This is a genomic window from Herbaspirillum sp. GCM10030257 (genome assembly GCF_042666555.1).
GTDB lineage: Bacteria > Pseudomonadota > Gammaproteobacteria > Burkholderiales > Burkholderiaceae_D > Noviherbaspirillum.
The window spans coordinates 101,979-127,452 of record NZ_JBHTDH010000012.1 but is presented as its reverse complement, the minus strand read 5'-3'; the positions used below and the strand labels follow the sequence as shown (position 1 = coordinate 127,452).

Here is a 25,474-nt window from a genome sequence, read left to right as displayed (position 1 = left end):
CGGCGTAAATTTGTCGTTCAAGCGAACCATACTCCCATCATGTTCCTTCAGAGAACGTGCATTTGATCATCTCCCACTCATGAGCGCGCAAGACGGGTGGTGACAAAACTGTTCCGTTTCAGTACTTACTGGGCTTATCAATTATCTGAATACTTGACGACGCTTGCTGCAAAGGGCGCACGGCAACTACAATTCGGCAGGCTGTTGCAGTGGGCGCAGCAAATGTGACTTTGATGGCAAAATGAAAATTCTCCTGGTAGAAGACGATGTCATGATCGGTGAAAACATCCAGATCGCACTGGATGGAGAAGGCATTGCCAGCGATTGGGCCAAAGACGGGACTGCAGCCGAGGCTGCTCTTGCGACCCATACCTACGATGCCGTCCTGCTGGATCTTGGCCTGCCTGGCAAGGATGGAATAGAGCTGTTACGCGGTATGCGCGCCCGCTCGGATAGTACGCCGGTCATGGCGGTCACCGCGCGCGACACAGTACCTGAACGTGTGCTCGGCTTGAAAGCCGGCGCCGACGATTACCTGATCAAGCCATTCGATCTGGAAGAATTGATTGCACGCCTGCATGCACTGGTCAGGCGCGCCCGTGGGAACACAGAATCGGTGTATCGTCATGGTGAGGTGCTCGTCAACGCCGCCACGCGCCAGGTGCTGGTCGGGGACAGGCAGGTCATTCTTTCTTCGCGCGAATGGGCGATCCTTGATGCGCTGGTTGCAAGGCCAGGCGCTATCCTTTCCCGTGGCCAACTTGAAGAACGGTTGTATGGCTGGTCCAGTGATGTCGAAAGCAATGCCATTGAAGTCTATATCCACGGTCTACGTAAAAAACTCGGTCAACAATTCGTGATTAACGTACGTGGTCTTGGTTACATGGTGGAGAAGACGTGATGAAGTCGCTGCGTATTCGCCTGATCCTGCTGCTTGGAGTGGCAATTCTCGGATCGGCAGCACTGCAGTTTGCCGTATCACTGCGCGAAGCGATGCAGGAAGCGAACAAACTGTTCGACTACCACATGAAACAGATGGCTTTCGCCCTCAAGGACACCGGCCTGGACGACACTGAGTGGTACACCTCTTCCAAGCCCAGCACCAATTTCGATTTCGTCATTCAGATATGGAGTGATGACGGTGTACGGGTTTTCCAAAGGCGGCCCTACCTGTTTCTCCCGCAGCAGGCCGAAGTTGGATTTTCTACAGTCTCACTTAATAACGGTGTATGGCGTGTGTACGCGATAGAGCATCAGGCACGCCGAATACAGGTTGCGCAAAGAATGGAAACCCGTCGTGACCGGGCGATTTCACTTGCAATGCATTCGCTGTGGCCGATCATCCCCATTTCGTTGTTATTGTTTGCCGCGGCATGGTGGGTAGTGACATCGGCACTAAGTCCTCTTAATCGTATCGGTAATGACCTGGCACATCGCAACGCCAATTCGTTGTCGCCCGTGTCCGATCAGGGTGTACCGCGCGAAGTATCTTTGCTGGTTGCCGAACTCAACTCGTTGCTTGTGCGTATGGCGAATGCACTGCGCTCGCAGCAGCATTTTGTGGCGGACGCCGCGCATGAACTGCGCTCGCCTTTAACCGCCTTGAAACTGCAGTTGCAGACACTGACTCGTGCCAAGGACGACGTCGCCAGAGCGCAGGCGATTTTGCGCCTCCAAGGTGGGGTTGAACGCGCGTCCAGACTGGTCGAACAATTGCTCGCACTGGCAAGACAGGATCCATTGTCGGAGCCCAATCCACAGTCGCCGGTAAGCCTTACCGCATGCATGGAAAATGCTGTTGCCGATGTGGGGCCGCTCGCGGCATCCCGGCACGTCAGCGTCAGCATGCTCGATATTGCTGAAGTAAGCGTTCCAGGTGACGCCGAAGCCTTGCGTGTCATGATTCGTAATCTGCTCGACAATGCCGTCCGGTATGTGCCGCATGGCGGAAAGGTGGCCGCCGCTATCAACCACACCGAAACGGGTGTCGAGCTGACAGTAGAAGATTCAGGTCCAGGGATTTCCGAAGAAAACCGTGCGCGCGTGTTTGATCGGTTCTATCGTGTACCCGGCACCAGCGCTGGAGGGAGTGGGCTGGGACTGGCGATCGTCAAGGCGATTGCGGAACGACATGAAGGTACGATTCAGCTTGGTCAGTCGACCTTGGGCGGACTAAAGGTAAGTATTCTCGTTCCGGCTTGCGAGGATGAAGAAAAGATGGCGCTACAGGCATGACATTAAAGGCGTCAAACCTCAACTAATAATAAATTTATTCTGGCATGCAACATACATCACAGCGTGATATATGTGCGTTTCGACGAGAGCGCTAACTAGGACGCTTTCAATAAAATCGAATCCCGCTTAATGGAGGGAGAACGCAATCAGGAGTAGCCAGAAACGGGAAAGCCCGCGTCTTACGGACGCGGGCTTTCAGTTGTCTCCTCATCTCTCCTGAGATGGATTTTTTTATACAGCAGGCAGATTCTGCATCATTTTAGGACATTTGCAAATACTTCTTTCGCCTAGATTTGCGCAGGCCCGCAATACGCTCCCGAACCTTAAGGTTCGCCTAAGAATTTTCGTGCATGATGGCAAGCGTCGGAAGACGATCTGGTTCTTGGGCCAGGTCGGAGTGCGTAGACCGAGCGGTCATGCCGCTGATTTCGTCGACATTGTCACTGTTTGCATGAACCGGTTTTTGCGGGCAGATGCGCGATGAAGTCGCCGCAGCAGGAAAGCTTGGATTCCCTTCGGGTCCGCGCCTGTTTATCAGGGCGGACCATTTTTTTGAACATCGCGTATAAGTTGGACGCAACAAGATCAGGCTACGACGAGTATTCATTGCTTATCAGAACATCTCCCGGCGGGCTGCCCCGCATTTTCCGGCACTAGCTGTAATCACCTTACGTGCAGGTCCGCATGTCCCTGAACACGCCTCGATCGGCCGGCACAAAGACGATTTTTCAGCTAAAGGCCTTGCTTCTCAAGTTGACTCATCAGAGCGGGATGTCGGAGGCAGAATCGTTGAAACAAGCGCTTCCCAATGTTGCACGATATCGGGTAACACTGGCCGTATCATCCTATGCGATGCAGCCAAAGTGTAATAACGGAGTAGGCAGACGAAACCGGTTGCTTGCGCAATGCAATTGCTCGTGCGAAGCCTCAGTGTAAAAGACTTTTATGCAGCAAAATCACATTCCGGAAGAGGTAAGTCAATTTGTCGTCAGTTACATCCCGACCGTACCTTTTTTAGAAGCGATGCTATTGATCAGAACCGAGAGGGAGCAGCCTTGGGATGGAAAGCGGCTGGCAAAACGCCTGTACATGAACGAAAGAGCCGCATCCGAATTGTTGCGGCAGTTATATCAAGCAGGCTTTGCCTCAGAAGTGGATGGCTTGCCAGGAGCGTTTTTCTACGCACCATCGACACCTGAATTTGCACTTGTCATCGATACGCTTGCTGCAACCTATGGACAGCATCTGGTGGAAGTGAGTAACTTAATTCATTCGCGAAATGCAAAACATGCTCATCAGTTTGCAGATGCGTTGAAGCTTCGGAAGGAGCCGTGAACACAGCGGAGCCATAAACCGGTGAAGCGGCTGCCGTTTCCCTTTCATGGAACGCGTGATCACCACGCTTCTCCGCTGAAGGCAGCCGATATCCGTAGCAGGTGCAATTCAGCACTGCCATGCCTGAAGTAGCGCGTCGTATCACAAGCTGATGTCGTAATATCTTGCGGCGAACTTGATTGGTTGCTTTTGTTTCAGGAAGATGGCAAGCGCATGGACACAACGACAGGCTACAGCAAGCCTATCTATCGGTTGGTCTGATACCATGCACTCCACTTATGCCACAGGAATATTTGCCTCTTCGCAAGGAGAGCGCAATACGCAATAAACACATTCGAACTGGCAGTTTGTACCACTGCCTCTGAGATTGACGTGCCGGCTTGCGCCACACGTTCTCGTGGCCGTTCTTGGCGGCCGCTAAAGAAATGGAGATCACATGATCGATTTGTTACCGTTGAGTGCGGATTTTGTCTGGCCTCTGGCAGTTGCGCTCGCGTGGGTCCTCGGAGAGATCGTCCATCGTGGAACGAATCTTCCAAGGATCAGCATCTACAGCCTGACAGGTATGTTTCTCTCCTACGCGCAGGTAGGGCTGCTTCCACGCCCGAGCGAAAGCTCGGTCGTACTGATCGCCAATATGGCATTTGGGCTAATTCTTTTTGAATTCGCCTATCGGATCAATTTGCGTTGGCTCCGGACCAATTGGTGGATTGCCGCCAGTGGCGTGGTTGAGTCTGTAATGACCTTCGTCCTCGTTTATGCGGCAGTGAGTTACTTTGGAATGAATGGGCTACCTGGCTTGCTACTGGCTGCGTTGGCGGTATCGACCTCGCCAGCCGAAGTATTGCGCGTCGTGAATGAACAGCGCAGCTCCGGACAGGTAACGGAGCGTGTACTGCACATGACGGCACTGAACTGTTTTTTCGCTGTATTTGCATTCAACTTGATCGTAGGTTTGTGGTCTTTTCAGAGTTCGGGCAGCCTCTGGAATGCAGTTTCCAACAGCTTGCTGGTGCTCCTTGTATCCGGTGCCCTCGGCGTTGCTTTCGGCTATGCGGTACCCGGCCTCCTTCGCAAGCTTGGCGTGTTGGGGCGCGACGCGACACTCGCTTTCGCGATTGCGGTCATCCTGCTTGCGTCGCTGGCGCAGGCGTTCAAAATGTCCGCAATTCTGGCGACGCTGAGCTTTGGATTCGTCGTGCGGCATCGCCGTGTGACTCTTGGGCAGGCACAGCGAAATTTTGGCATTCTGGGAGAGTTGCTGACCGTACTGCTTTTTGTGTTCATTGGCGCCACACTGGCATGGCCAAGAATAGTCTCCGGCGTGCACGTCGCGCTGGCGCTGCTCGGGGCACGCTTCGTGTCGAAACTGTTCGGCGCAACGGTGTTTGCACGCTTTAGCGGCACGACATGGCGCAAGGGTCTGCTTACCGGCCTGGCCATGTCGCCGATGTCGGTACTTGTCATGGGTTTATTGGTGCAAACCCGCTCAATGGGCGTCGATCTGATGGATCAGTTAGCGCCACTGGCTGCGGCAACCTTGCTCCTTGCCGTGATCGGACCCATGCTCACGCTGCTTGCGCTGCGGTTTGCTGGTGAAACATCGGAAATAGAGGAGTAATAGCATGCCGCTTGAACCATTTGGCACTTCTAAACCGTTGACGCTCGGGGTCGAGCTTGAACTCCAGTTAGTCAGCCTGAGCGATTATGATCTCGTCGAGGCAAGTCCAGACATGCTAGGTCTGCTGGAGCGACGGAAATTTCCTGGCAACGTCGTCCCGGAAATTACGGAAAGCATGATCGAAGTATCGACCGACGTGCATACCGGCTACAACAGCTTGCTGGCACAACTGCGCGAGATTCGCGATGCGCTGGTCCATGCCGGTGACATGCTCAATGTCGGCGTCTGCGGAGGCGGTACCCATCCTTTCCAGAAATGGTCGGAGCGAAAAATTTTCTCGAAGCCACGCTTCAAGGAAGTGTCGACGCTCTATGGTTATCTCGCAAAACAATTTACGATTTTTGGCCAGCACGTGCACGTGGGATGCAGTTCCGGCGACGAGGCGCTGCAACTCCTCCATGCATTGAACCGCTTTGTTCCGCATTTCATTGCTTTGTCCGCGTCTTCTCCGTATGTGCAGGGACGCGATACCTTGTTCAACTCATCCCGCCTCAATTCCGTCTTCGCCTTCCCGCTGAGCGGACGGGCGCCGTTCCTGCTTACCTGGGAAGATTTCAAGAACGAATACTTTTCCAAGATGGAAAGCACCGGTATCGTCAAAAGCATGAAGGATTTTTACTGGGATATCCGGCCAAAGCCGGAATACGGGACGATCGAATTACGTGTCTGCGATACGCCGCTGACCGTGGAAAGGGCAGCCGCGCTAGCCTGCTATCTTCAAGCCTTGTGCAGCTATCTGCGTGAAGGCACGGAGTCCGCGCCGCGTGAAGAGGATTACCTGGTTTATAACTACAACCGTTTTCAGGCGTGCCGTTTCGGGCTGGATGGCACCATCGTTCATCCGCAGTCACATGAAAGCCTGTCGGTGCGAGAAGATATCCTGACGACGCTGCGCAAGGTCGAACCGTATGCCGCGCAGCTGGAATGCCTGCTTGCGCTTGAGCATATCTATGCAACCGCAAATGCTGGAAGCGATGCGTTTTTCCTGCGCCAGGAACGCGCCAATAGCGGAAGTACGGAAGGCATGGTCGACGCGGCTGTCCAACGCTTCCGGCACGATTTCTGATCGCTGCGGCAGCGCCCTGACACCATTATTGTCCAGCTGCTATGATGGCCTTCCGGCGTGTGCTGACGCGTCGCGCAGAACCAGACGTGGGGATGAGCATGGCAAGTGAAAAAATCGACTTTTCAGGTAGCACCGGGCAAAAGCTCGCCGCACGACTTGATCTTCCTGTGGACAGTCCATGTGCATTTGCGCTGTTTGTGCACTGCTTCACGTGCGGGAAGGATATTTTTGCGGCGAGCCGGATCGCCCAGGCACTGACCGGACACGGAATAGCGGTCCTGCGCTTTGACTTTACGGGGCTGGGTGCGAGCGAGGGCGAGTTCGCCAATACAAATTTTTCCTCCAACCTGGAGGATCTGCTCGCCGCAACCAACCATCTCCGGAGCGCATATCGTGCACCGTCGCTACTGATAGGACACAGTCTTGGTGGCGCCGCAGTGCTGGCTGCGGCATCCCAGATTCCGGAGGTACGCGGCGTTGTCACCATTGGTGCGCCAAGCGATCCGTCTCACGTGGTTGCTCAGTTCAGCACCCATGTGAAGGATATCGAGCGCGATGGTGAGGCGGAAGTGAAACTTGCGGGGCGGCCTTTCCGGATCAAGAGGCAATTTCTGGAGGATGTGGCGGAACACCGCCTGCTGGAAAAAATCGCCCAATTGGACAAACCGCTCATGGTCATGCATTCCCCGAAAGACCATACCGTGCCATTGAATAATGCAACTCATATTCTTGCGTCTGCCCGGCATCCAAAAAGTTTTATTTCCCTGGATGACGCCGATCACTTGCTGACACGCCGAAGCGATGCTTTATATGTTGCCGATATTATCGCCGCATGGGGAAAACGGTATCTTGGAGACGATGTGGCGGTGTAGGACAGTCCTGTCACTGACCATTAGGCACCTATGTCGCCGAAGTGTCATGCTCGTCTGGAAGGAATGGTCTGGCCGTATTAAGGAGGGCAGGGAAACGGCAGGGATATCGCGGAAAAACGTCGGGACAGCAACCGCAGTCCCGACTTCATTCTGTTGGTCTTGACTTACTTGATCTTGACCTTGGCAACCAGCTCCTTCAGTGCCGGAGCTGCCTTGAAGCGCACATTCTTCGATGCCTTGATCTTGATCGATTCACCAGTCGCAGGATTGCGGCCTGTACGGGCAGCACGCTGGGACACGGTAAATGTGCCGAGATCCGGGAAGGAGAACCGGCCTTCTTTCTTGAGGTCGCTGCCAACAAAGCCAAAGACTTGTTCAACGATCTGTTTTGCCTTGACCTTGGTGATTTCATGGTCGGTCGCGATCTTGTCAATGATCTCGCTCTTGTTCATTAAAGCTCCTGTTGAAAAAAACAAATCAAAAGTAATGCAGGCGGAAATATATCTCATAAGTTACATTCTGTCGCTATTGCCAGCATGGTTTGCCCGTTTAGGGAGGCAGGCTGTCGCGCACATGCGTCATCTTTTTCCTGGATACAGGGCTCATTTGCCACCGTGCTGCCATTTAAAATAGTCGTAACGAAGCACGAATTTTTGGTTTCCTTTTTAGTGGCGCAGTTGCGCTAAGCCGCCGGCGGCATGAAGGGACGCTTCGTGCGCTCGAAAAACGGCGTGCGAATATCGAAATCGCTTTTCAGGCGGGCGACCTGAAGTGGATCATTCTCATAGTGACGGGCATACGGTAGCAGCAACGAGCCGATCTTTTCGAAGTGGCCAACATCTTCAAGGAGCAGGATCATGGGAATCTGGAGGCCAAAGTCATCGCGTACGATGGGACGCCCGCAGCGATAAAGTCCGAGTCTTTCGTAGTGTGATGCGAGAACGGGATTGCAATGGGTGATGCCCACCACGCGGCCATGCTCCCGTGTAAAGCAATACATGCGGCATAGCATGCGCGCCATGCGGCGTGACCACAGCGAATCAGGGGCGATCGTCAGTGCATCGAGGTAGGCAACAGGTATGCGGCTTTTCGCGATCGCTCGGCCGAGCCCAAGGCGCTCCGCAGTTTCCTTGCTTGGCAAATCCATCCACAAGCTGGCACATTCCACAATACGTCGATTCGCATCGCACGCATAAAAATCAGACCGGATGCCGGGTTCCGTGGGCCAGACCATGCGATTGGCATGATCCGTCCCAAGAGGTGTGCTGCGTTCTTTTTCGACATGAACAACATAGCGAAACCGCGCGACCGCTTCAAGCTCTTCGGGTGTGGTAGCCAAACATACTTCGCCGGCGCCTGGAATCAGGGTGTTGTCGCTAGGCTGCGGTACCGGCAACGTATCGTCGGCCGCCTCGGTCGTATCCAGCATACGCGCAGGAATGTTTATGCTTTTGTGATGGCTGGGGTGTGGGCGCATAGCGGTTTATCGAAGCCTTGCAGGCAATGTTAACTGCTCACGTCAGACTTTCACATGCAGGTGATGGTTCTGTCCAGCGACACCTCAACCAATAAATATCAAGCCCGCTCAAGGAAGTAAGCCGGGATTAAATGTTTCCTGTTATGAAAGCCTTTCTTTCATCATGCACCGTCGCGCTTGGGAATCTGCAGTCCACGAGCGACCGCATCGCGTGCAAGAAAAGCTTCCAGGGTGTTGGTAACGTGTGGGAAATCGGCAATACCGACCAGGTCACCCGCTTCGTAAAAACCGATCAGATTGCGCACCCAGGGAAAGATCGCCATATCGGCGATCGTGTATTGATCTCCCATGATCCACTTGCGCCCAGCCAGACGCTGATTGAGCACGCCCAGCAAACGCTTGGATTCCGCCACATACCGGTCGCGCGGACGTTTGTCCTCATAATCCTTGCCAGCAAACTTATTGAAGAAGCCAAGCTGCCCGAACATCGGTCCGATACCACCCATCTGGAACATTAACCATTGAATGGTCTCGTAGCGGCCTGCCGCGTCATCCGGAATGAATTGCCTGCTCTTGTCTGCCAGATACAGCAGGATAGCCCCGGACTCGAACAGGGCCAGGGGTTTGCCGTCGGGTCCCTTAGGATCAATAATGGCCGGGATCTTGTTATTGGGATTGAGCGAAAGAAATTCCGGCGACATCTGATCATTCGCCTCGAAACGGACAAGATGCGGCTCGTAAGGAAACTGTGTTTCCTCCAGCATGATGGAAACCTTGACGCCGTTGGGTGTGGGCAGCGAGTAGAGCTGAATACGGTCGGGATGCCGTGCGGGCCACTTTTTGGTGATGGGGAATTCGGAGAGGGAAGTCATGTCGGTTCTTTTCCTTTATTTGCCTGGTCGTCCTGCAGCGCGGCATTGGCCGGACGCAAGTCAACTAATATAAGGCTTTTTAGCAACGCTTGCCTTGCCCTCCAGTTCCTGCACAGATCAAGCTTTCACCGGCACGACAGCGTAAAATACGCATCATGTATATTGATTCCCATTGCCATATCAACTTCCCGGAGCTTGCCGCGCGTCTTCCCGAAATCTTCGGCAAGATGACGGAAAACCGCGTGACGCACGCATTGTGCGTATCGGTAAACCTGCCCGAATTTCCCGAGGTGCTTGCGATTGCTAACGAGCATGAACACATCTACGCCTCGGTGGGCGTCCATCCGGATTATGAAGAAACCCCTGAGCCCACCGTCGACGAGCTTGTTAAGCTGTCCGATCATCCCAAGATCGTCGCCATTGGTGAAACCGGCCTCGACTATTACCGACTTGAAGGCGACCTGGAGTGGCAGCGGAACCGGTTCCGCACGCATATCCGTGCATCGCGTGCAACCGGCAAGCCGTTGATCATTCATACCCGCTCGGCGTCTGAAGATACGATCCGTCTGATGCGCGAGGAAAAGGCTGGTACCGATGCAGGTGGTGCCGGCGGGGTGATGCACTGCTTTACGGAGTCACTGGAAGTCGCCGAAGCCGCCATGGCAATGGGCTTCTATATTTCGTTTTCGGGTATTGTCACTTTCAAGAGCGCTAAAGAACTGCAAGCGGTTGCCTCTGCGGTCCCGCTTGAGCGCATGCTGATCGAAACCGACTCGCCTTACCTGGCGCCTGTGCCTCACCGGGGAAAAGTCAATGAGCCAGGTTTGGTTTGCCATGTTGCCGAATTCATCGCCAAGCTGAAGGGCATCCCGCTCGAGACGGTAGCCCGGCAAACGACGGATAACTTCTTCCAGCTCTTTCACATTCCACGCTAATGTGGTGACGGTGATATCGTGAAAATTACTCAGCGCAGAATCGACTTTTCCCATACTTTCTCCGCCGGACGACGTGCCGGCATTGCCATGCTCGCAGGCCTTGCGCTAGCCCCTGTGATTTCAATGCCGGCGTGGGCGGGTGCTTATGACGATTTTTTCCGGGCCGTCAAGCTCGACGATGTTCGCACGATCAAATCCCTGCTTGCGCGCGGACTCGACCCAAATCTGATTGAACCGGAACGTGGTGAGACCGGATTGATGCTGGCGCTTCGTGAAAATTCCTTGGGTGTGTTCGATGCGCTGCTCAATGCGCGGGGTATCGACCTCGAAGCCAAGGCACGCAATGGTGACACCGCGCTGATGATTGCGAGCTTCAAAGCAAATCTGCCCGCGGTGAAGGCGCTAATCGACAAGGGTGCGGAGGTCAACAAGACCGGATGGACGCCCCTGCACTATGCGGCTTCTATCGGCAACAATGACATCGTTAGCCTTCTTCTCGAAAAGTCGGCATACATTGACGCCGAATCGCCCAACAAAACAACGCCGATTATGATGGCGGCGCGAGCCGGCCACATAATGACTGTCAAATTGCTGCTCGATGAAGGCGCCGATGCGACCCTCAAGAATGATGCGGGGATGACGGCAATCGACTTCGCGGAAAAACATGAGTTCAGGGATATTGCGGAAGGTCTGACTTACCGGCTCAAGAAGGCTGGCAAGCTTTAATCCGTCGTTTTTGTCCTCCTGGCCCGTTTCAACGGCGGCACTTAATTTGGCATTTTAGAGCTGGCGTGGGTTAGTACGCAGTCTGATCATCAAGGCAGGCTGATCGTAATATGTGCGACTTTGGGTGTCAGCTTGATCAGGTCAAAATAAGCGTTCAACGTGTCATTGACCTGTCCTGACAAGGCCCAGCTCAAGCACGCAAAGACCGCGCCGCCGAGGCCAACAAATGCTGCCATTAAAACCCACATTGGCACCTCGGATTTAATCAGATGCACTACGTTGTCCGGTGACTTCCAGTATGGCGCGAAGGGCGCCCGCTTGCCTTTAAGGTGAGCTATTTCCTTGTCCAGTGTGGCGACGAGATAGTTCAGTTTCTCTTTGCTTTCGAGCATGTACTTACCCTGGAAGCCGGTAAGAAGACACATGTAAAACACTTCAAGCGTCTGCACACTCGGCTCGCCGCGGCGGCGCACTTCATCAAGCTCGGTAAAGAAATGTTCTCCAGCCAATTGGTCTCCGAACAAAGTTAGTTGCAGCGGAGCCTGTTCCCAGGTATGGCGAATAGCCATCTCCGACGCGAGTACGGCCTCGTCGATAGCGGCGCAAAATGCATATTTTGCCGCGTACACGTCTTCCGCCGAAACGTTCAGTCGGCGTGCGTTGCGTTCGAAGTGATCGAGCAACTGCAGAACCTGAGCCGAGAAGTGTCCCGCATCCGCAGGGAAGTAGCGATTCTTCAGTAAAAGCAGCAGATAGAATCCATCATGAAGCAGATCCACCAATGAACGGGCAGCGGGTACAGGTTCAGTACGCAACCCCGAAGCAGGGCCAAACAGGGAAGGCGGTACAGGGGGCGCTTCTGCAAGAGGCGATATATCGAGAGTCATTGGATGACAGCAAAGAGTTCAAGTTTGAGATTGTTAAAGACCGCCGGCACGTAAAGCATGATGGCACTGGATGCAATCATCCTGTCATACAGCGGGCCGCGCGGCTCGATGGAAAAGTAATAGCAGCCCGGACGCACAGGTATCGGAGCGGGAACCTGCGGCGCCGGCATCAGGCGAACGCCGGGCATGGCGGAAGACACCATCTTGTCGACATCATCCGGAGCCCCTATCTTCACACGCTGAGGAATGGCTTCTACCAGTTCCGCAGGCGGCATGTCGGCACTGACAGAAAGGAAATACGAGGCGGTACTGGTAACCTTGTCCGAGTCGACCCGGCCAAGGAAGAACGCTGGTTTGACTTCGCTGAGTGGAACAACGAAATAACGTGACGATATGACGGTTTCCAGCAACTCCCGAATGATTCCTTCAAGCCGGTGAAAGCCGGACGCCGGGTCCGCATGGTGGTACATCGGCAGTCCGGCCAGGTTGTGTGCCTTGGAAAAGGTTAGCAGTTGCCCGGCAATCCGCAACATTTCCTGGAAAAGTCTTTCAGGGTGCAGTTCGGCATGCTGCAGGAAATGCTGCAATGTGGCACTCGCTGAATTGACAGTATGCAGCAGCCAAAACGAGGCGATGTCACCCGAGCGAAATTCGACCACGTTCTGTGAAGGCTCCCGATGGTAGCCATACAGTGCTTGTGCCTTTGCCTGCAGTACGTCGAGCAGGTTGCGCAGCATCTGATAGAGCGAGGGGGAAGAGCGTATTGTCGCTGCCGGAGGAACAAACGACGCGTCAAGTTCATAACCTCCGCTGCTGTTCATGCGAACCCGTGCGATCGGTAGTGTTACGTATTGTTCGCGATTATCGCGTTCAGACAACAGGCGCAATGACTTTTTCAGAACGGTCAGCCCGGTTTCAACCGCGTGGGTGTACAGATCCGGCGCTGGTTCATCGTGCTGCGAATAACGCAATATCTGCCCGCCGGCTTCCTGCTGCGACGTGAAATTTGTACCGTGGTCGCGCAGGTAAGGCAAAGCCAGGTAGAACGTCATTCCGTCCCCGATGTCCTCCATGACCGACAGGTCGACCGGAGGCGGTAATGGGTCATCTTCCGGTGCATGGAAGAATTCACCATCGGGCAGCATTCCATTAATGACAGTCAGCCTGAGCATTGCCGCGCCAAGTGCGTCCAGGTCAAATCGTATTTCGCGGATACCCCATAGATAAGGATGTGCGGTGCGACCAAGTCGGGTAAGCCTGGCCTCGTGATAAAGGTCCTGGCGCTGAAAGTGTTGTGGGCGAAGGAAGAGGCCTTCGCCCCAAAGGATTTTTGTAGTGCGGCTCATGACAGGTGGGACCGTAAAAGAAGAATGCTCATTCGGAGCATGGGGCGGTGGAAAGAAGCAATGCGTCGTCGCGACGGATGCCGACTGGTATGGCGCCACTGGATGTCATTGCGCAAGCATGCACACCGAGCACCAACCCTGCTTGTTCTACATCGACAGCGTTGAATGCCATGCGCCAGCGTTGTGGCGACGCTTTGCGAAACAAGGTGGCCACGCCAAGATAAGCGGCATCGGCAGTCAGCTTCTCGTTGATCCTGATGGTTTGACCGGGCATCAAAATGAACTCGCGCACCTCCGATACATCGTTACCCAATACGGTTTTTTCCTTGTCCGTATCGCCAAACATCCGGTAGGACGCGGATAAAAACGCGTCCTGATTGCGAAGCTTGTAAACCCTTACAACGGTCGCAACGCCCTGGCCCGTCGCTGCGGCATTCAGGTCGTGCGAGGCCTCAAACCGCAGGGAGACCTGCCGTGTAACCGGTACTGTGTTCTTTTCCGTCAGCTTCAATCCGGCCACTGACAGCAATGCGTTAGCGGCCAGTTCCGCACCCTTTGGCCCGGCAGAGCAGCCTAGCAGTGGGATGCATATCAATAGCGCCACTCCTCGCCAGCCAATCGGGAATGCACTCCGGATTACACGACTGCACGCACAACGTGCCGCCGTCGGCATGCGTGGCAGACACGCGAACAACGCCCTAGCTTGATATCGGTAGTTCACTAAGCTTTCCTAGCATGACCATCGGGCCACGACTGCATAATTATCAACAAAACAATTGTCTTTTAATAAATCTTTCCTGTAGTATATCGCAGCTGTTATCAATATGTTAATTAATTTCCGGCTGGATCGCTGATGTTCCCTTAATTTGAAGGCGAATAGGCGAGCAGACGGGAACGCACCCAAGGTCCTAGTCATGTCTTTAATTACCTCAGTTATCGCCCAGCGATTTTCGAAACCACAATTCGTCGCTTTATGCGTTTGCCTCACCGTTCTTGCGGGTTGCGCGAGCCCCTTGCCCAACAGCGCGAACGATAAGGCCGGGCTGGAGTCATCAATCGCCGCGGCTGAAACGGAGCTTGCCAAAGGAAGGCGTGAGCAGGCGGTGGCGTTGCTAACCGAGGCCGCTCAGGCTAATCCGACCAGCGCCGCTCCCTGGTTGAAAATCGCAAATGTCTGGTTCGAGGCAGGCAACTATCCATCGTCCATTCTTGCCACCAATGAAGTGCTGCAGCGCGATCCGTCAAGTCAGGAGGCCAAAAGCCTGCTAGTGGTGGCCGGACTCAGGGTCGCAGCAGGCGCGGTTTCCGGTCTGCGGCCAAATGGCAATATCGGCGTCAGTGTCAGGAGCGATGCTGAAAACCTGACCAACTCCTTGCGCGACGTCTTGGGTGAAAAGGTCCTGGTGCCCGGGCAGCCGGTCGAGGCCAAGCCGGTTGTCGCTCCGCGTCCAAAATCACAATCGCGTCCACGCCCACGTGCCGTGGTCAATCATCCAGGTGCACCAAGCGGTACAGCCAGTGCTACCAGCGGTGCTGCTTCCAGTACACGTTCCGCCTCGACCGATCCCTTCAAGGCGCTGAAATAATCAATCGGCCAGCCGCCACACTGACATAGCTGTTATCCAAGGAAATCACGATGTCGAAAAAAGAAAGCATTCAAAAGAAACTGCAACGCGTTCGTCCTCCTCGCGTGCAACTGACGTATGACGTTGAAATTGGCGACGCAATTGAACAAAAGGAGATTCCGTTTGTCGTCGGCGTCCTTGGCGATTTCTCCGGCCAGTCAGAAAATGCCCTCCCAAAGTTAAAAGAACGTAAGTTCGTCAACGTCGACGTCGACAATTTTGACGACGTCATGAAAGCCGTTGAGCCGCGGACTGTGTATCGCGTCAAGAATACGCTGAGCAGCCAGGCTGGGGAGTTCGCCGTTGACCTCAAATTCAAATCGATTGAGGACTTTCGCCCGGAATCGGTCGCGCAGCAGGTGGAGCCCCTGCGCAAACTGGTTGAGGCGCGCACAAAGCTATCCGATTTGCGAAACAAGATCGCTGGTAACGACAAGCTTGAAGATGTTCTAAGTGAGGTGCTCGCAAACACGGAAAGCCTTCGTCGTCTTGGCCAGGAAACACAAAAGAAAGCGGAGGACTGAGATGGAAACACAAGTACTTGCCGATTCTCAGGCCGCGTCACACACGACCGACGCGCTGGCGACCGAGCAAAGCCTTCTGGACCAGGTTGTCAGCAAGAGCCGGGTCGCTCGCTCCGACAGCGAGCGCGTTCGTGCCAGAGACCTCATCGCCGAACTGGTTAACCAGGTTCTCGACGGTACCGTTATCGTCTCAAGCAATCTGTCAGCGACGATTGACGCGCGCATTGCCGAAATCGATGGCCTTATATCCGAACAGCTGAGCGAGGTGCTCCACGCGCCCGAGTTTCAGAAAATGGAAAGCACATGGCGGGGTCTGCATTACCTATGCAAACACACTGTCACCGGCGAAATGATGAAGATCAAGCTGCTGAATGCAACCAAGCGGGATCTGATACGTGACTTTAATACCGCAATCGATTTTGACCAGAGCGCACTCTTCAAGAAAGTCTACGAGGAAGAGTTCGGTACATTTGGTGGCGCTCCTTTCGGCACCCTGATTGGAGACTACGACATTACGCGTCAGCCGGAAGACATGTATTTTGTCGAGCAAATGTCACATGTGGCTGCTGCTGCGCATGCGCCTTTCATCTCGGCCGCCTCGCCAGAACTACTTGGCCTCGAGTCGTTCGCGGACTTGGGAAAACCACGTGACATGGCAAAAGTTTTCGACACGCTCGAGTACACCAAATGGAAATCTTTTCGTGAAGCTGAAGATTCCCGCTACGTGGGCTTGACCATTCCACGATTCCTCGGGCGTATGCCATATCACCCGAAAGAGGGCACGGTAGTTGAGGGGTTCAATTTTGTCGAAGATGTTGACGGCACCGACCATAGTAAATATTTGTGGATCAATACGGCATATGCATTCGCCGCACGTCTTACCAACGCGTTCGAGCATTATGGCTGGTGCGCAGCTATCAGAGGCGTTGAAGGAGGCGGGCTCGTCGAAGACTTGCCGACGCACACGTTTAAAACAGACGATGGTGAAATTGCGCTCAAATGCCCGACCGAGATTGCAATTACGGACCGTCGTGAGAAGGAACTGAGCGACCTTGGATTCATTCCTCTTGTCCACTGCAAGAATACCGACTATGCCGCTTTCTTCGGCGCGCAATCGACTCAGCGGGCAAAGAAATACAACACTGATTCGGCCAATGCCAATGCCAATGCTGTCTTGTCCGCACAGTTGCAATACATATTTGCATCATGCCGGATCGCGCATTATCTAAAGTCAATGATGCGAGACAAGATAGGCAGCTTTGCCGCCGCTTCCAATGTGGAGCAATTTCTTAACAACTGGCTAGCGCAATACGTGGTGATGGATGACTCTGCATCCCAGGAAGTCAAAGCGCAATATCCGTTGCGGGAAGCTTCAGTCAAGGTAGATGAGGTGCCAGGAAAGCCGGGTGTGTATCGCGCAGTAACTTATTTGAGGCCGCATTTCCAGCTCGACGAACTTAGCGTCTCGCTGCGTCTGGTTGCCGAGTTGCCGCAGTCGGCAAAGGCATAGTACAGCCTGCGGCAGTAGTTGATTTTGACAGCACCGATGTGTGCATACTTTTTAGGAGTTTTTAAGCATGAAAGACATTTACCTGAAGTTTGAGGGTGGCGACACAAAGATTGAGGGCGAGTCCCGTGATGAGGGTCATGCGAAATGGCTTGAAGCGCATTCCTGGAGCCATCTGATTCGCCAGCCGAAATCTGCCACTGCCAGCACCTCGGGTGGACATACGGCAGAGCGTTGCGAACATGGCGACATGATCTTCTTGAAAGACATCGATTCAACCAGCCCATCGTTATGGCTTGCCTGCAGCCAGGGTGACACATTCAGCAAGGTCACGATCGAGTTCATGCGCGCAAACGGCAAGGAAAAAGTGAAATACCTTGAGATCGTGCTGAACCAAGTGATCGTTGCATCCGTGACGCCCGCAGTCCAGGAAGAGGGATTGCCTACCGAGAGCGTTGCACTGAAATACGCATCGGTCAAATGGACCTACACCGTTCAGGGCATCGACGGCAAAAAAGGCGGCAGCAATCCGCAGATGTGGAGCCTCGCGAAAAACAAGGCAACAGAAGCAATCTGATCATTCCCGCGTCAGGTTGACGTGGTGGCGTGCGCAGACCGGGCGCGCCACCAGCGAGGGATGCTGTAACAGGGCCGTAACGGGGGCATCGTATTAATTTGTTAAACCAGATTTCCATTCATTCCATGTCATCCGTATCTCTTTCGAAGGCAAAATATGCGCCGACTCTGTTTGAACGGCTTGCCGATGATGCGCCACGCGAGATCGCCGATGCAAATCCGCTCAGAATGATTTCGATTGAGCAGTTGAAGGAATCGGTCGCGAAGGACTTGGAATCTCTCCTTAACTGCAGATCGGCATTTCAACGGGGGACATTTTCCCGGTACCCGGAAGCGCTGAAGTCTATGTGCAGCTATGGCATGTCGGATTTTGTCGGCTTAAGTCTTGCAAGCCCGCGTGACCGTAATCACATCTGTAAATCGCTGGAAAGTACCATCGCCGTGCACGAACCGCGCTTACGGCAAGTTTCAGTCTCATTGGAAATCGATGCAACCTCTGTCAACAAGCTTCGCTTTGCGATACATGCCTTGCTACTTGTTCATCCTACCAGCGAGCCCGTATATTTTGATGCCATGTTACAGCCCTCTACGCTGCGATATTCCGTGAGCCGTGGTCGACACCCTGGTTTGAGCTGATACGTCCATGGAAAGCCTGCTGCCCTACTATGAGCGGGAGTTGACGCACTTGCGCCGACTCTCCCACGATTTCGCCAAACGCTATCCTAAGGTCGCTGGACGCCTTTTGATGTCGGGAGAAAATTGTGACGATCCGCATATCGAACGGTTGATCGAGTCGTTTGCTTTTCTTGCTGGACGTATCCACAAGAAGCTTGACGACGACTACCCGGAATTTACGGATGCGCTGCTGCAGGTCATCTATCCGCAATATTTGCGCCCTTTCCCGTCTGTATCGATTGCCCGCTTCGAACCGCTACCGTCTACCTCGGCCGATGGCGGTAATCCGGTTGTGCCGCGTCATACCACGATGCATACCAGACCCGTACGAGGCGTCGCTTGCCGCTTTCGAACCGCTTACGAAGTGCAGGTTAGCCCGGTGCGTGTAGAACATGCGGCATTCGAAAACACTTTTGACAGGGGCGGTTTGAGCGCGAGCTTGATGGCCCAGACGGCGGCAGTCATTCGTCTTCGTCTTTCGCTACCGCAGGATGATCCAGGATCTAGGCCGTCGCCACCAGCAACATTGCGATTCTTCCTCAACGGCGAGCCAGGGGTCGTTGCAGCAATTCGCGAAGCCGTGCTTGGCCATGCACTTGGCATGTGGGTGACCAACGACATCAGTTCGGCAAAAACCGAGTTGCCGATATCGGCGATTATGCCTGTCGGCTTCGACGACGACGAATGTCTTCTGGATGTGGATGCCCGTTGTCATCCAGCGTATCAGTTGTTGCTCGAGTACTTTGCCTGTCCTGAGAAATTCAACTTCGTCGACCTCGATCTAAGTGCGGCCTGGTCTAATTTGCCTTTAACAGTACGCGAGATCGATGTGCGAATTGCCTTCCCCAATCGCCTTCACGAACTGTACGACGTCCATTTGCTGGACCGCATCAGTAAAGAGAATTTTTTACTTCACTGCACGCCGGTGGTGAATCTTTTCCGCCATCATCCCGAACCGATACGAATGACGGAAACGGTGAGCGCGTACCCGGTCATTGTGGATACCAGGCAACCCAAAGCATACGAGGTGTACTCGATTCGAAAGGTGTACCGGGTACGCCAGGGTGGCGACGACGACACGGTCACCGAATACCGCCCATTTTATTCCGTTAGGCATTCCGATCCCCATGATGGACCGGTACGATACTGGCATGCCGAGTTCGGCGACGGCGATGCCGATTTCAACGTGTCCCTGGCGCTAGTCGACTCGACGCTGGTTCCGGAACGTGCCGAGACGAACACAATTAGTCTGGATCTGATGTGCACTAATCGAGATCTTCCATCTCAGCTTCCATTTGGATTGCGTGAAGGCGACTTGTTTCTGGAAGGAGGAGCCTCTGCATTTGTCGTGCAATTAATGCGCAAGCCGACGCCCAGCTATCGCTTTCCACGTGGCCGCGGCGCGCAGTGGCGCCTGATTTCCCATCTGACGCTCAATCAATTTTCGCTGGCAGGAAGCGGAGCGGATGCGCTGAAGGAAATTCTCGCTCTGTACGACATTACGGATTCGCTGGCAAGCGCCCGGCAGATTCAAGGTATAGACAGTGTTTGCCACGAAACGGGCGTGGCCCGTATTGCAGGGAATCCATTTCCAGTACACGTCAAGGGTATCGACGTTCGATTAGTCGTAGACGAACGGCATTTTGCAGGGACGGGTCTGTTCTCGTTTACACAGGTGCTCGACCGGTTTTTCGCATTGTATGTACACACCAATAGTTTTACCCGACTGACTGTAGTATCCAAGCAGAGTGAAAAGGAACTGATACGATGCCCGGCACGCAACGGCGCTTCCATCCTCGCCTGATTGAGCAACTGGTCCAGTCGCCTCATCGCTTCGAGTTCTTCCAGGCTGTGCGGTTGTTGCTGGCCTATCAGAAGCGCTTTCCAGCCTCCCATACCGATGACCTGCTTGGGCAGACTATCCGATTCCGCAATTCCGTGTCACTTGGGTTTCCGCCGAGTGAAATCGAAGCAATGGAAATAGAATGGGAAACTGCAGAAGAGAGTGGCATCGACGTTGCGGACGTGGAAGGGAGCACTGTAAATGCCATTGGAGAACCACGATTTCAAACATTCCGGCGCGTCACGATTACTCCCGCGTTTATCGGACTTACCGGACCGCTAGGGGTTTTGCCTCGTCACTACACCCAGCATGTCGCGGAGCGCGAGATCTATCATCGCGACACTGCGACACGCTCCTTTCTTGACATCTTTACCAGTCGCGCGGTCACCCTTTTTTACCAGAGCTGGCTTAAATACCGACTTCACCTCCAATACGAAGCGGATCGCAGGAGCCGTTTTCTACCTCTGATCCTCAGCCTGTCCGGTCTTCGGCAACACCAGTCAACGGCAAAACAAGAGGCCGATGGCATTGCTGACGAATCATTTGCATATTACGTCGCTGCGCTTCGTGAAAGACCACGATCGCCGCAGTGGTGCGCGCGCGTCATTGCGGACTATTTCCAGACCAAGGCGAACATTGAACAGTTTTCCGGTCAATGGCTTGCATTGCCGTTGCGCGAACAAACCCAATTGGGCGTTGCCAACTCAGTGCTCGGCGACAGCGGATTCTGCGGCAACCGGATTTGGGTACGCGATACGGCGATTCGACTAGAACTTGGGCCACTGAGACGTCGCGAGTTCGACGAATTATTGCCGGGTAATGCCGGCGCGCGCAAGCTCACCCAGCTACTGCGTGTCCTGCTAGGTATTACCTTCGAATCAGAAGTACACCTGACACTCGATGCACGTGACATCTTCCCCATACAACTATCTGCGGCTGCGGACAGCCAGTTGGGATGGAGCAGTTGGATGACACCTTGCGTTCGACATATGGATGCGCGTGACACCACCTACCGGATTACCCACGACGCCTGATCGCTAATACCAGTCCGGCACATTGAAAAAAATTGTTCATTTCCGATATGACTACAAACCTTAAAGTCCTCATTGGCAAACTAAACCCGACTTGCAAAAAGGCCGCTGAACAGGCAATCAGCTTCTGTGTATCACGGGGCAATTACGAGGTGGAACTGGAGCATCTCTTTCTTGCTCTCCTGAACAACAGGCAGAGCGATCTTGTCTTGTTGTCCACGCAATACGAAATCAGCGCTGAAAAAATGGCGGGCGATCTGCAAGCGGAACTTGACCGACTTAAAACCGGCAGCAACCGCACACCGGTTTTCTGTACCCAGATACCCGACCTGCTGGAGCAAGCGTGGTTGTTCGCGTCCCTTGAGCATGGTGTCGCCAGCATTCGTAGCAGCCATCTTTTGCTGGCATTATTAACGAAGCCGAATCTTGTGCAGCGTGCAGCCACCATGTCGCCGCTGTTTGCGCGTTATCCCGTGGATAAATTGATCCATGCGTTCAACGACGTGTGCGCCACGCTACCGGAAGCGACAGGTACGCTCAAACCAGCAGAAGCTTTGAATACGTCGTTTGTCGATAAAGCCGATGACAATGCCACGAACGATGAAGCCGGCACGCGGGCGACACCGGCGCTCGATCAGTTCACTGACAATCTTACCCTTCGCGCGCGTGAGGGTAAGATCGATCCAGTGATCGGGCGTGATACTGAGATCCGATTGGTCATTGATATCTTGATGCGGCGTCGCCAGAACAATCCGATTCTCACTGGCGAGGCGGGAGTCGGTAAGACCGCTGTCGTGGAAGGATTGGCTCAGCGCATCGTTGATGGAGACGTGCCTGCACCTCTACGGAATGTGGATCTACGCGTGCTGGATCTTGGTTTGTTGCAGGCTGGTGCCAGCGTCAAAGGGGAATTTGAAAACCGCTTGCGTAATGTGATTCAGGAAGTAAAGCAAAGCCTTCGCCCCATTATCTTGTTCATCGACGAGGCGCATACCATGATCGGCGCAGGCGGGCAGGCGGGGCAGAACGATGCTGCCAATCTTTTGAAGCCGGCGCTCGCACGTGGTGAATTACGCACCATCGCCGCGACGACCTGGAGTGAATACAAAAAGTATTTCGAGAAGGATGCGGCGCTCGCACGCCGATTCCAGGTGGTCAAGGTTGAAGAACCGTCGGCGCAGACAGCATGCGCAATGCTGCGGGCGTTAGCAGATAAAATGGAAAGTCATTTCAAGGTGAGGGTGCTCGACGAAGCCATCGTTGATGCCGTCCGTCTCTCTTCGCGCTATATCATGGGACGGCAGCTGCCGGACAAGGCAATCAGCGCGCTGGATACGGCGTGTGCAAAAGTGGCACTGGCGCAGGCCGCTACACCGGCTGCGATCGAAGATGTGCGCCAGCTTGAATCGGCCTTGCTGCGTGAAATCGACAGTCTGGAACGCGAGTCAGTCACTGGTCAGTCGCATTCCGAACGCCTGGAGTACCTGCGAGCGACGCTGGGCGAAAATGCTACTGCACGCGCATCCCTGGAGACGCGTTGGACAATTGAGAAGGAACTGGTCGCCAAATCGAACGCACTGCGAGCCGAGCTCGAGCAACTGGCAAACAGGGAACCCTATGCCTGTGTTGGGGAAAAACAGAAAATGACTGCGTCAGTCCATGGTGTTCCTGCCATAACACCGGGACAACAGAAGCGGGACAGTGATCCTGTGCTAAAGGAATTTTTGAAAACCCAAAAGGAGCTGGCATTGCTACAGGGAGCGACACCCTTGGTGCCGTCCTGTGTCGATGGTCAAACGATCGCTGGAGTGATTGCTTCATGGACCGGCATTCCCCTCGGGAAAATGTACAGGAATGAGATCGATGCGGTTCTTAATCTGCAGTCCCTGCTTGAGCAGCGCGTTATCGGGCAATCGCATGCCTTGGAGCAGGTAGCACAACGCATACGGACAGCACGTGCTCAAATCGAAAATCCCGACAAGCCAAAAGGCGTATTTTTGTTTGTCGGCCCTTCCGGCGTAGGGAAGACCGAAACCGCGCTAGCCCTGGCAGACACTTTGTACGGCGGGCAGCGTAATCTGTTGACAGTCAACATGTCTGAATATCAGGAGGCGCATAGTGTCTCTGGCCTCAAAGGCTCTCCGCCCGGGTACGTCGGCTATGGTGAGGGCGGTGTGCTGACCGAGGCGGTGCGACGTAAGCCATATAGCGTCGTCTTGCTGGACGAGGTAGAAAAAGCGCACCCGGATGTGCTGGAGTTATTTTTCCAGGTTTTTGACAAAGGTGTGCTTGAAGACGCCGAAGGTCGTGAAGTGGATTTTCGTAATACGGTCATTATCCTGACATCCAACATAGCGACGCAGGCAATCATGCAGGCATGCCTCAACAAGGGCGCCGGCGAAATTCCACAGATGGAAGAACTGGAGCAGTTGATTCAGCCGGCGCTTTACAAGGCATTCAAGCCCGCGTTTCTGGGCAGGACAAAGGTGGTGCCTTATTATCCACTTACAGGCGATGTACTGGCGGAAATCATCCGCATGAAGCTCGATCAGATCGGAGAACGGCTGTCGCATAATCACCGTGCCAGTTTCCTTTATTCCGACCAGGTTATCGATCTGGTGCTTGCTCGCTGTGTCGAGGCCGATTCTGGCGCACGCAATGTGGATAATGTGCTCAATGGGACTGTGCTGCCGCAGATAGCTGAACTGCTTCTCGCACGAGTGGCTGACGGAAAAGCCACAAAATCTGTTCGCATCAGCGTTTCAAAGTCAAACAAGCTGAGCTATAAGGCCGCATGATGCCAAGTGCGAACATCGAACATCAGCTGGAAGCGATTTTGGGGCCGATCAGCATCGCCCATCCGTGTGGCGAAGATTTGTCGTTCTCGCCAGACTTTGACCGCATTCATGAGGCCCGCCGTGAGGACGATCCGACGGTCGATTATGGCGAATGGACAATTAATCTCAAGCAGGCCGACTGGCATGCGGTAATAGACATTTGCACCAAACTGCTTATCGAGCGCAGCAAGGATTTGCGCGTGGCCGCTTGGCTGTGTGAAGGACTGGTGAAAGTTGGCGGGCTTACTGGTCTCGCGACGGGTCTGAACGTTGTGTCAGGACTGATTTGTCGTTTTGGGCAAGACCTCTATCCACAGGTAGAAGACGGTGACGATGAGCAACGCATCGGAATCTTGTCCTGGTTTATTTTACGTTCAACTCAACTTGTGCGGCAAGTTCCATTGACAAATGCATCGGCAGGACAGTACAGCCTGCTGGACTACGAAACCGCCAGGGCTTTACAGTCGCAAGTCCATAAAACGTCCGATCGTCCTGCAGAAGCAACTGATAAGCCGACACTGGAGAAAATTGCGGCAGCTGTTGCTGCGACCAGTGAGGATTGCTACAAGACCTGGATTGTCGACGCCGATCGCGCTCGTCAACTGACGGACGAGTTATCTGACTTGGCCGTGACGGCATTTGGGGATAGCTGCCCGTCGTTCACACAACTTGCCGACTGCATCAATGCGGTTTGCGCTCACCTGAAGAAAATCGCTAATGAGCGCGGCATGGGGCGCGAAGTTGGCACCATGGAAGAACGCACTGGATCTGAGACCGCCGTTGAGCAAAAGTTGGTAGGGAAGCTATTAAGTGTTTCAGCAGCTGGGCTGACCCGAGTCCAGGCATTGGCGCAGTTGCGTGAAGTGGCGATATTTTTTCGCGAATCAGAACCTCATAGTCCCGTCGCGTATCTGGTGGACAAGGCTGCAAGATGGGCAGATATGCCGCTTCATGCATGGTTGCATGAAGTCGTAAAAGATAGCGGCACTCTTTCCCATCTTGATGAAATGCTGGGACTAAAGGTAAAGATCGACGAAGCATAATGTGCCATGTTGATGCTGGTCTGCATGGAGCAGCATCAAACAAGGTTTTATGTGTCCAAGATATGAAGAGGCGAGTTAAGTAATCGCGTATATCCATAACACGATGACAAGGTGTACCGACGATGGCAGTACAGGCTTAATACCAATCCCAACCAATAACGCACCATGACATCGCGTCTTTTTCCGGGGGCGCCGAGCCGCCTGCCTGCGTTGCACTCGTCGTCAATAGCCCGCTATTGACTCCTCCTACGCCTTGCCAGTCAAAAAAATCCATCGATCTCATTTGTCACGTTATAGGTTGGGATTGGTATAAGAATTGGAGGACCGGGTGGGACGCCCAAGAACACGGCAAGCAGCATTTAGAGGGTGCTGAGTGTGAAT

Annotated in this window: 23 protein-coding genes; 17 read left to right on the top strand and 6 right to left on the bottom strand. The window is 54.0% G+C overall.

Translation table 11 applies throughout. The annotated features are described in order from the left end of the window. The first annotated feature begins 241 nt into the window (after positions 1–241). From ACFQUU_RS18350 to ACFQUU_RS18325, 6 genes are all read left to right on the top strand, one after another. Positions 242–901 (top strand): response regulator, encoded by a 660-nt coding sequence (locus tag ACFQUU_RS18350; RefSeq protein WP_382249556.1) that lies wholly within the window; start codon positions 242–244, stop codon positions 899–901. Then, positions 901–2,235, top strand: coding sequence for an ATP-binding protein (locus ACFQUU_RS18345; protein WP_382249617.1), 1,335 nt, complete (start codon positions 901–903; stop codon positions 2,233–2,235). The genes ACFQUU_RS18350 and ACFQUU_RS18345 overlap by 1 nt, the downstream gene beginning before the upstream one ends. Positions 2,236–3,180: 945 nt before the next feature. Continuing rightward, positions 3,181–3,570, top strand: a complete 390-nt coding sequence (locus ACFQUU_RS18340) for a hypothetical protein (RefSeq protein ID WP_382249555.1) — start codon at positions 3,181–3,183, stop codon at positions 3,568–3,570. Between the two features lie 436 nt (positions 3,571–4,006). Then, positions 4,007–5,191: a cation:proton antiporter gene (locus ACFQUU_RS18335; protein ID WP_382249553.1), complete on the top strand. Its 1,185-nt coding sequence runs from the start codon at positions 4,007–4,009 to the stop codon at positions 5,189–5,191. A gap of 4 nt (positions 5,192–5,195) precedes the next feature. Next, positions 5,196–6,317, top strand: a complete 1,122-nt coding sequence (locus tag ACFQUU_RS18330) for a YbdK family carboxylate-amine ligase (protein WP_382249551.1) — start codon at positions 5,196–5,198, stop codon at positions 6,315–6,317. 98 nt (positions 6,318–6,415) lie between these two features. Then, positions 6,416–7,189: an alpha/beta hydrolase family protein gene (locus tag ACFQUU_RS18325; protein ID WP_382249550.1), complete on the top strand. Its 774-nt coding sequence runs from the start codon at positions 6,416–6,418 to the stop codon at positions 7,187–7,189. A 164-nt stretch (positions 7,190–7,353) separates the two neighbouring features. Here ACFQUU_RS18325 and ACFQUU_RS18320 read toward each other — a convergent pair whose 3' ends face one another. The 3 genes from ACFQUU_RS18320 to ACFQUU_RS18310 form a co-directional block, all read right to left on the bottom strand. Continuing rightward, positions 7,354–7,641, bottom strand: a complete 288-nt coding sequence (locus tag ACFQUU_RS18320; RefSeq protein ID WP_382249548.1) for an HU family DNA-binding protein — start codon at positions 7,639–7,641, stop codon at positions 7,354–7,356. A gap of 230 nt (positions 7,642–7,871) precedes the next feature. Beyond that, entirely contained in the window at positions 7,872–8,618 is a 747-nt protein-coding gene (locus tag ACFQUU_RS18315) for a hypothetical protein (protein WP_382249547.1), read from the bottom strand. A 209-nt stretch (positions 8,619–8,827) separates the two neighbouring features. Beyond that, positions 8,828–9,538: a glutathione S-transferase N-terminal domain-containing protein gene (locus tag ACFQUU_RS18310; RefSeq protein WP_382249545.1), complete on the bottom strand. Its 711-nt coding sequence runs from the start codon at positions 9,536–9,538 to the stop codon at positions 8,828–8,830. Between the two features lie 155 nt (positions 9,539–9,693). Here ACFQUU_RS18310 and ACFQUU_RS18305 point away from each other — a divergent pair, with 155 nt between their 5' ends. Next, positions 9,694–10,473, top strand: a complete 780-nt coding sequence (locus ACFQUU_RS18305) for a TatD family hydrolase (protein ID WP_382249543.1) — start codon at positions 9,694–9,696, stop codon at positions 10,471–10,473. 87 nt (positions 10,474–10,560) lie between these two features. After that, positions 10,561–11,199: an ankyrin repeat domain-containing protein gene (locus ACFQUU_RS18300; protein WP_382249616.1), complete on the top strand. Its 639-nt coding sequence runs from the start codon at positions 10,561–10,563 to the stop codon at positions 11,197–11,199. 89 nt (positions 11,200–11,288) lie between these two features. Here the strand turns inward: ACFQUU_RS18300 and icmH are convergent, their stop codons facing one another. Genes icmH through tssJ form a run of 3 tightly spaced genes read right to left on the bottom strand, consistent with a single transcriptional unit; the run spans position 11,289 to position 14,027 of the window. Further along, positions 11,289–12,086, bottom strand: coding sequence for a type IVB secretion system protein IcmH/DotU (gene icmH / locus ACFQUU_RS18295; protein WP_382249542.1), 798 nt, complete (start codon positions 12,084–12,086; stop codon positions 11,289–11,291). Then, on the bottom strand, positions 12,083–13,432 hold the full coding sequence (gene tssK / locus ACFQUU_RS18290) for a type VI secretion system baseplate subunit TssK (protein ID WP_382249540.1): 1,350 nt from the start codon (positions 13,430–13,432) through the stop codon (positions 12,083–12,085). Before tssK ends, icmH begins: the two co-directional genes overlap by 4 nt. 28 nt (positions 13,433–13,460) lie before the next feature. Further along, positions 13,461–14,027 carry a type VI secretion system lipoprotein TssJ gene (gene tssJ / locus ACFQUU_RS18285; RefSeq protein ID WP_382249539.1) on the bottom strand — a complete coding sequence of 189 codons (567 nt, stop codon included), beginning with the start codon at positions 14,025–14,027 and terminating at the stop codon, positions 13,461–13,463. Between the two features lie 319 nt (positions 14,028–14,346). On the opposite strand from tssJ, the gene ACFQUU_RS18280 reads away from it, so the two are divergent. The 9 genes from ACFQUU_RS18280 (at position 14,347) to tssA (ending at position 25,093) form a co-directional block, all read left to right on the top strand. Further along, the gene (locus ACFQUU_RS18280; protein ID WP_382249537.1) at positions 14,347–15,018 is read left to right on the top strand and encodes a tetratricopeptide repeat protein; all 672 of its coding nucleotides are present in this window, start codon (positions 14,347–14,349) and stop codon (positions 15,016–15,018) included. Positions 15,019–15,068: 50 nt separating this feature from the next. Continuing rightward, positions 15,069–15,581, top strand: coding sequence for a type VI secretion system contractile sheath small subunit (gene tssB, locus ACFQUU_RS18275; protein WP_382249536.1), 513 nt, complete (start codon positions 15,069–15,071; stop codon positions 15,579–15,581). Position 15,582: 1 nt separating this feature from the next. Beyond that, the gene (gene tssC / locus ACFQUU_RS18270) at positions 15,583–17,091 is read left to right on the top strand and encodes a type VI secretion system contractile sheath large subunit (protein WP_382249535.1); all 1,509 of its coding nucleotides are present in this window, start codon (positions 15,583–15,585) and stop codon (positions 17,089–17,091) included. A 67-nt stretch (positions 17,092–17,158) separates the two neighbouring features. Continuing rightward, positions 17,159–17,665: a type VI secretion system tube protein Hcp gene (locus ACFQUU_RS18265; protein WP_057293859.1), complete on the top strand. Its 507-nt coding sequence runs from the start codon at positions 17,159–17,161 to the stop codon at positions 17,663–17,665. Positions 17,666–17,790: 125 nt separating this feature from the next. Then, positions 17,791–18,300, top strand: coding sequence for a type VI secretion system baseplate subunit TssE (tssE, locus tag ACFQUU_RS18260; protein WP_382249534.1), 510 nt, complete (start codon positions 17,791–17,793; stop codon positions 18,298–18,300). A gap of 7 nt (positions 18,301–18,307) precedes the next feature. Then, on the top strand, positions 18,308–20,143 hold the full coding sequence (gene tssF / locus ACFQUU_RS18255; protein ID WP_382249532.1) for a type VI secretion system baseplate subunit TssF: 1,836 nt from the start codon (positions 18,308–18,310) through the stop codon (positions 20,141–20,143). Beyond that, entirely contained in the window at positions 20,107–21,216 is a 1,110-nt protein-coding gene (gene tssG, locus ACFQUU_RS18250) for a type VI secretion system baseplate subunit TssG (protein WP_382249531.1), read from the top strand. Before tssF ends, tssG begins: the two co-directional genes overlap by 37 nt. 47 nt (positions 21,217–21,263) lie before the next feature. Next, the gene (gene tssH / locus ACFQUU_RS18245; protein WP_382249530.1) at positions 21,264–24,011 is read left to right on the top strand and encodes a type VI secretion system ATPase TssH; all 2,748 of its coding nucleotides are present in this window, start codon (positions 21,264–21,266) and stop codon (positions 24,009–24,011) included. Continuing rightward, positions 24,008–25,093, top strand: a complete 1,086-nt coding sequence (tssA, locus tag ACFQUU_RS18240) for a type VI secretion system protein TssA (protein WP_382249528.1) — start codon at positions 24,008–24,010, stop codon at positions 25,091–25,093. The genes tssH and tssA overlap by 4 nt, the downstream gene beginning before the upstream one ends. Positions 25,094–25,474: the final 381 nt, after the last annotated feature.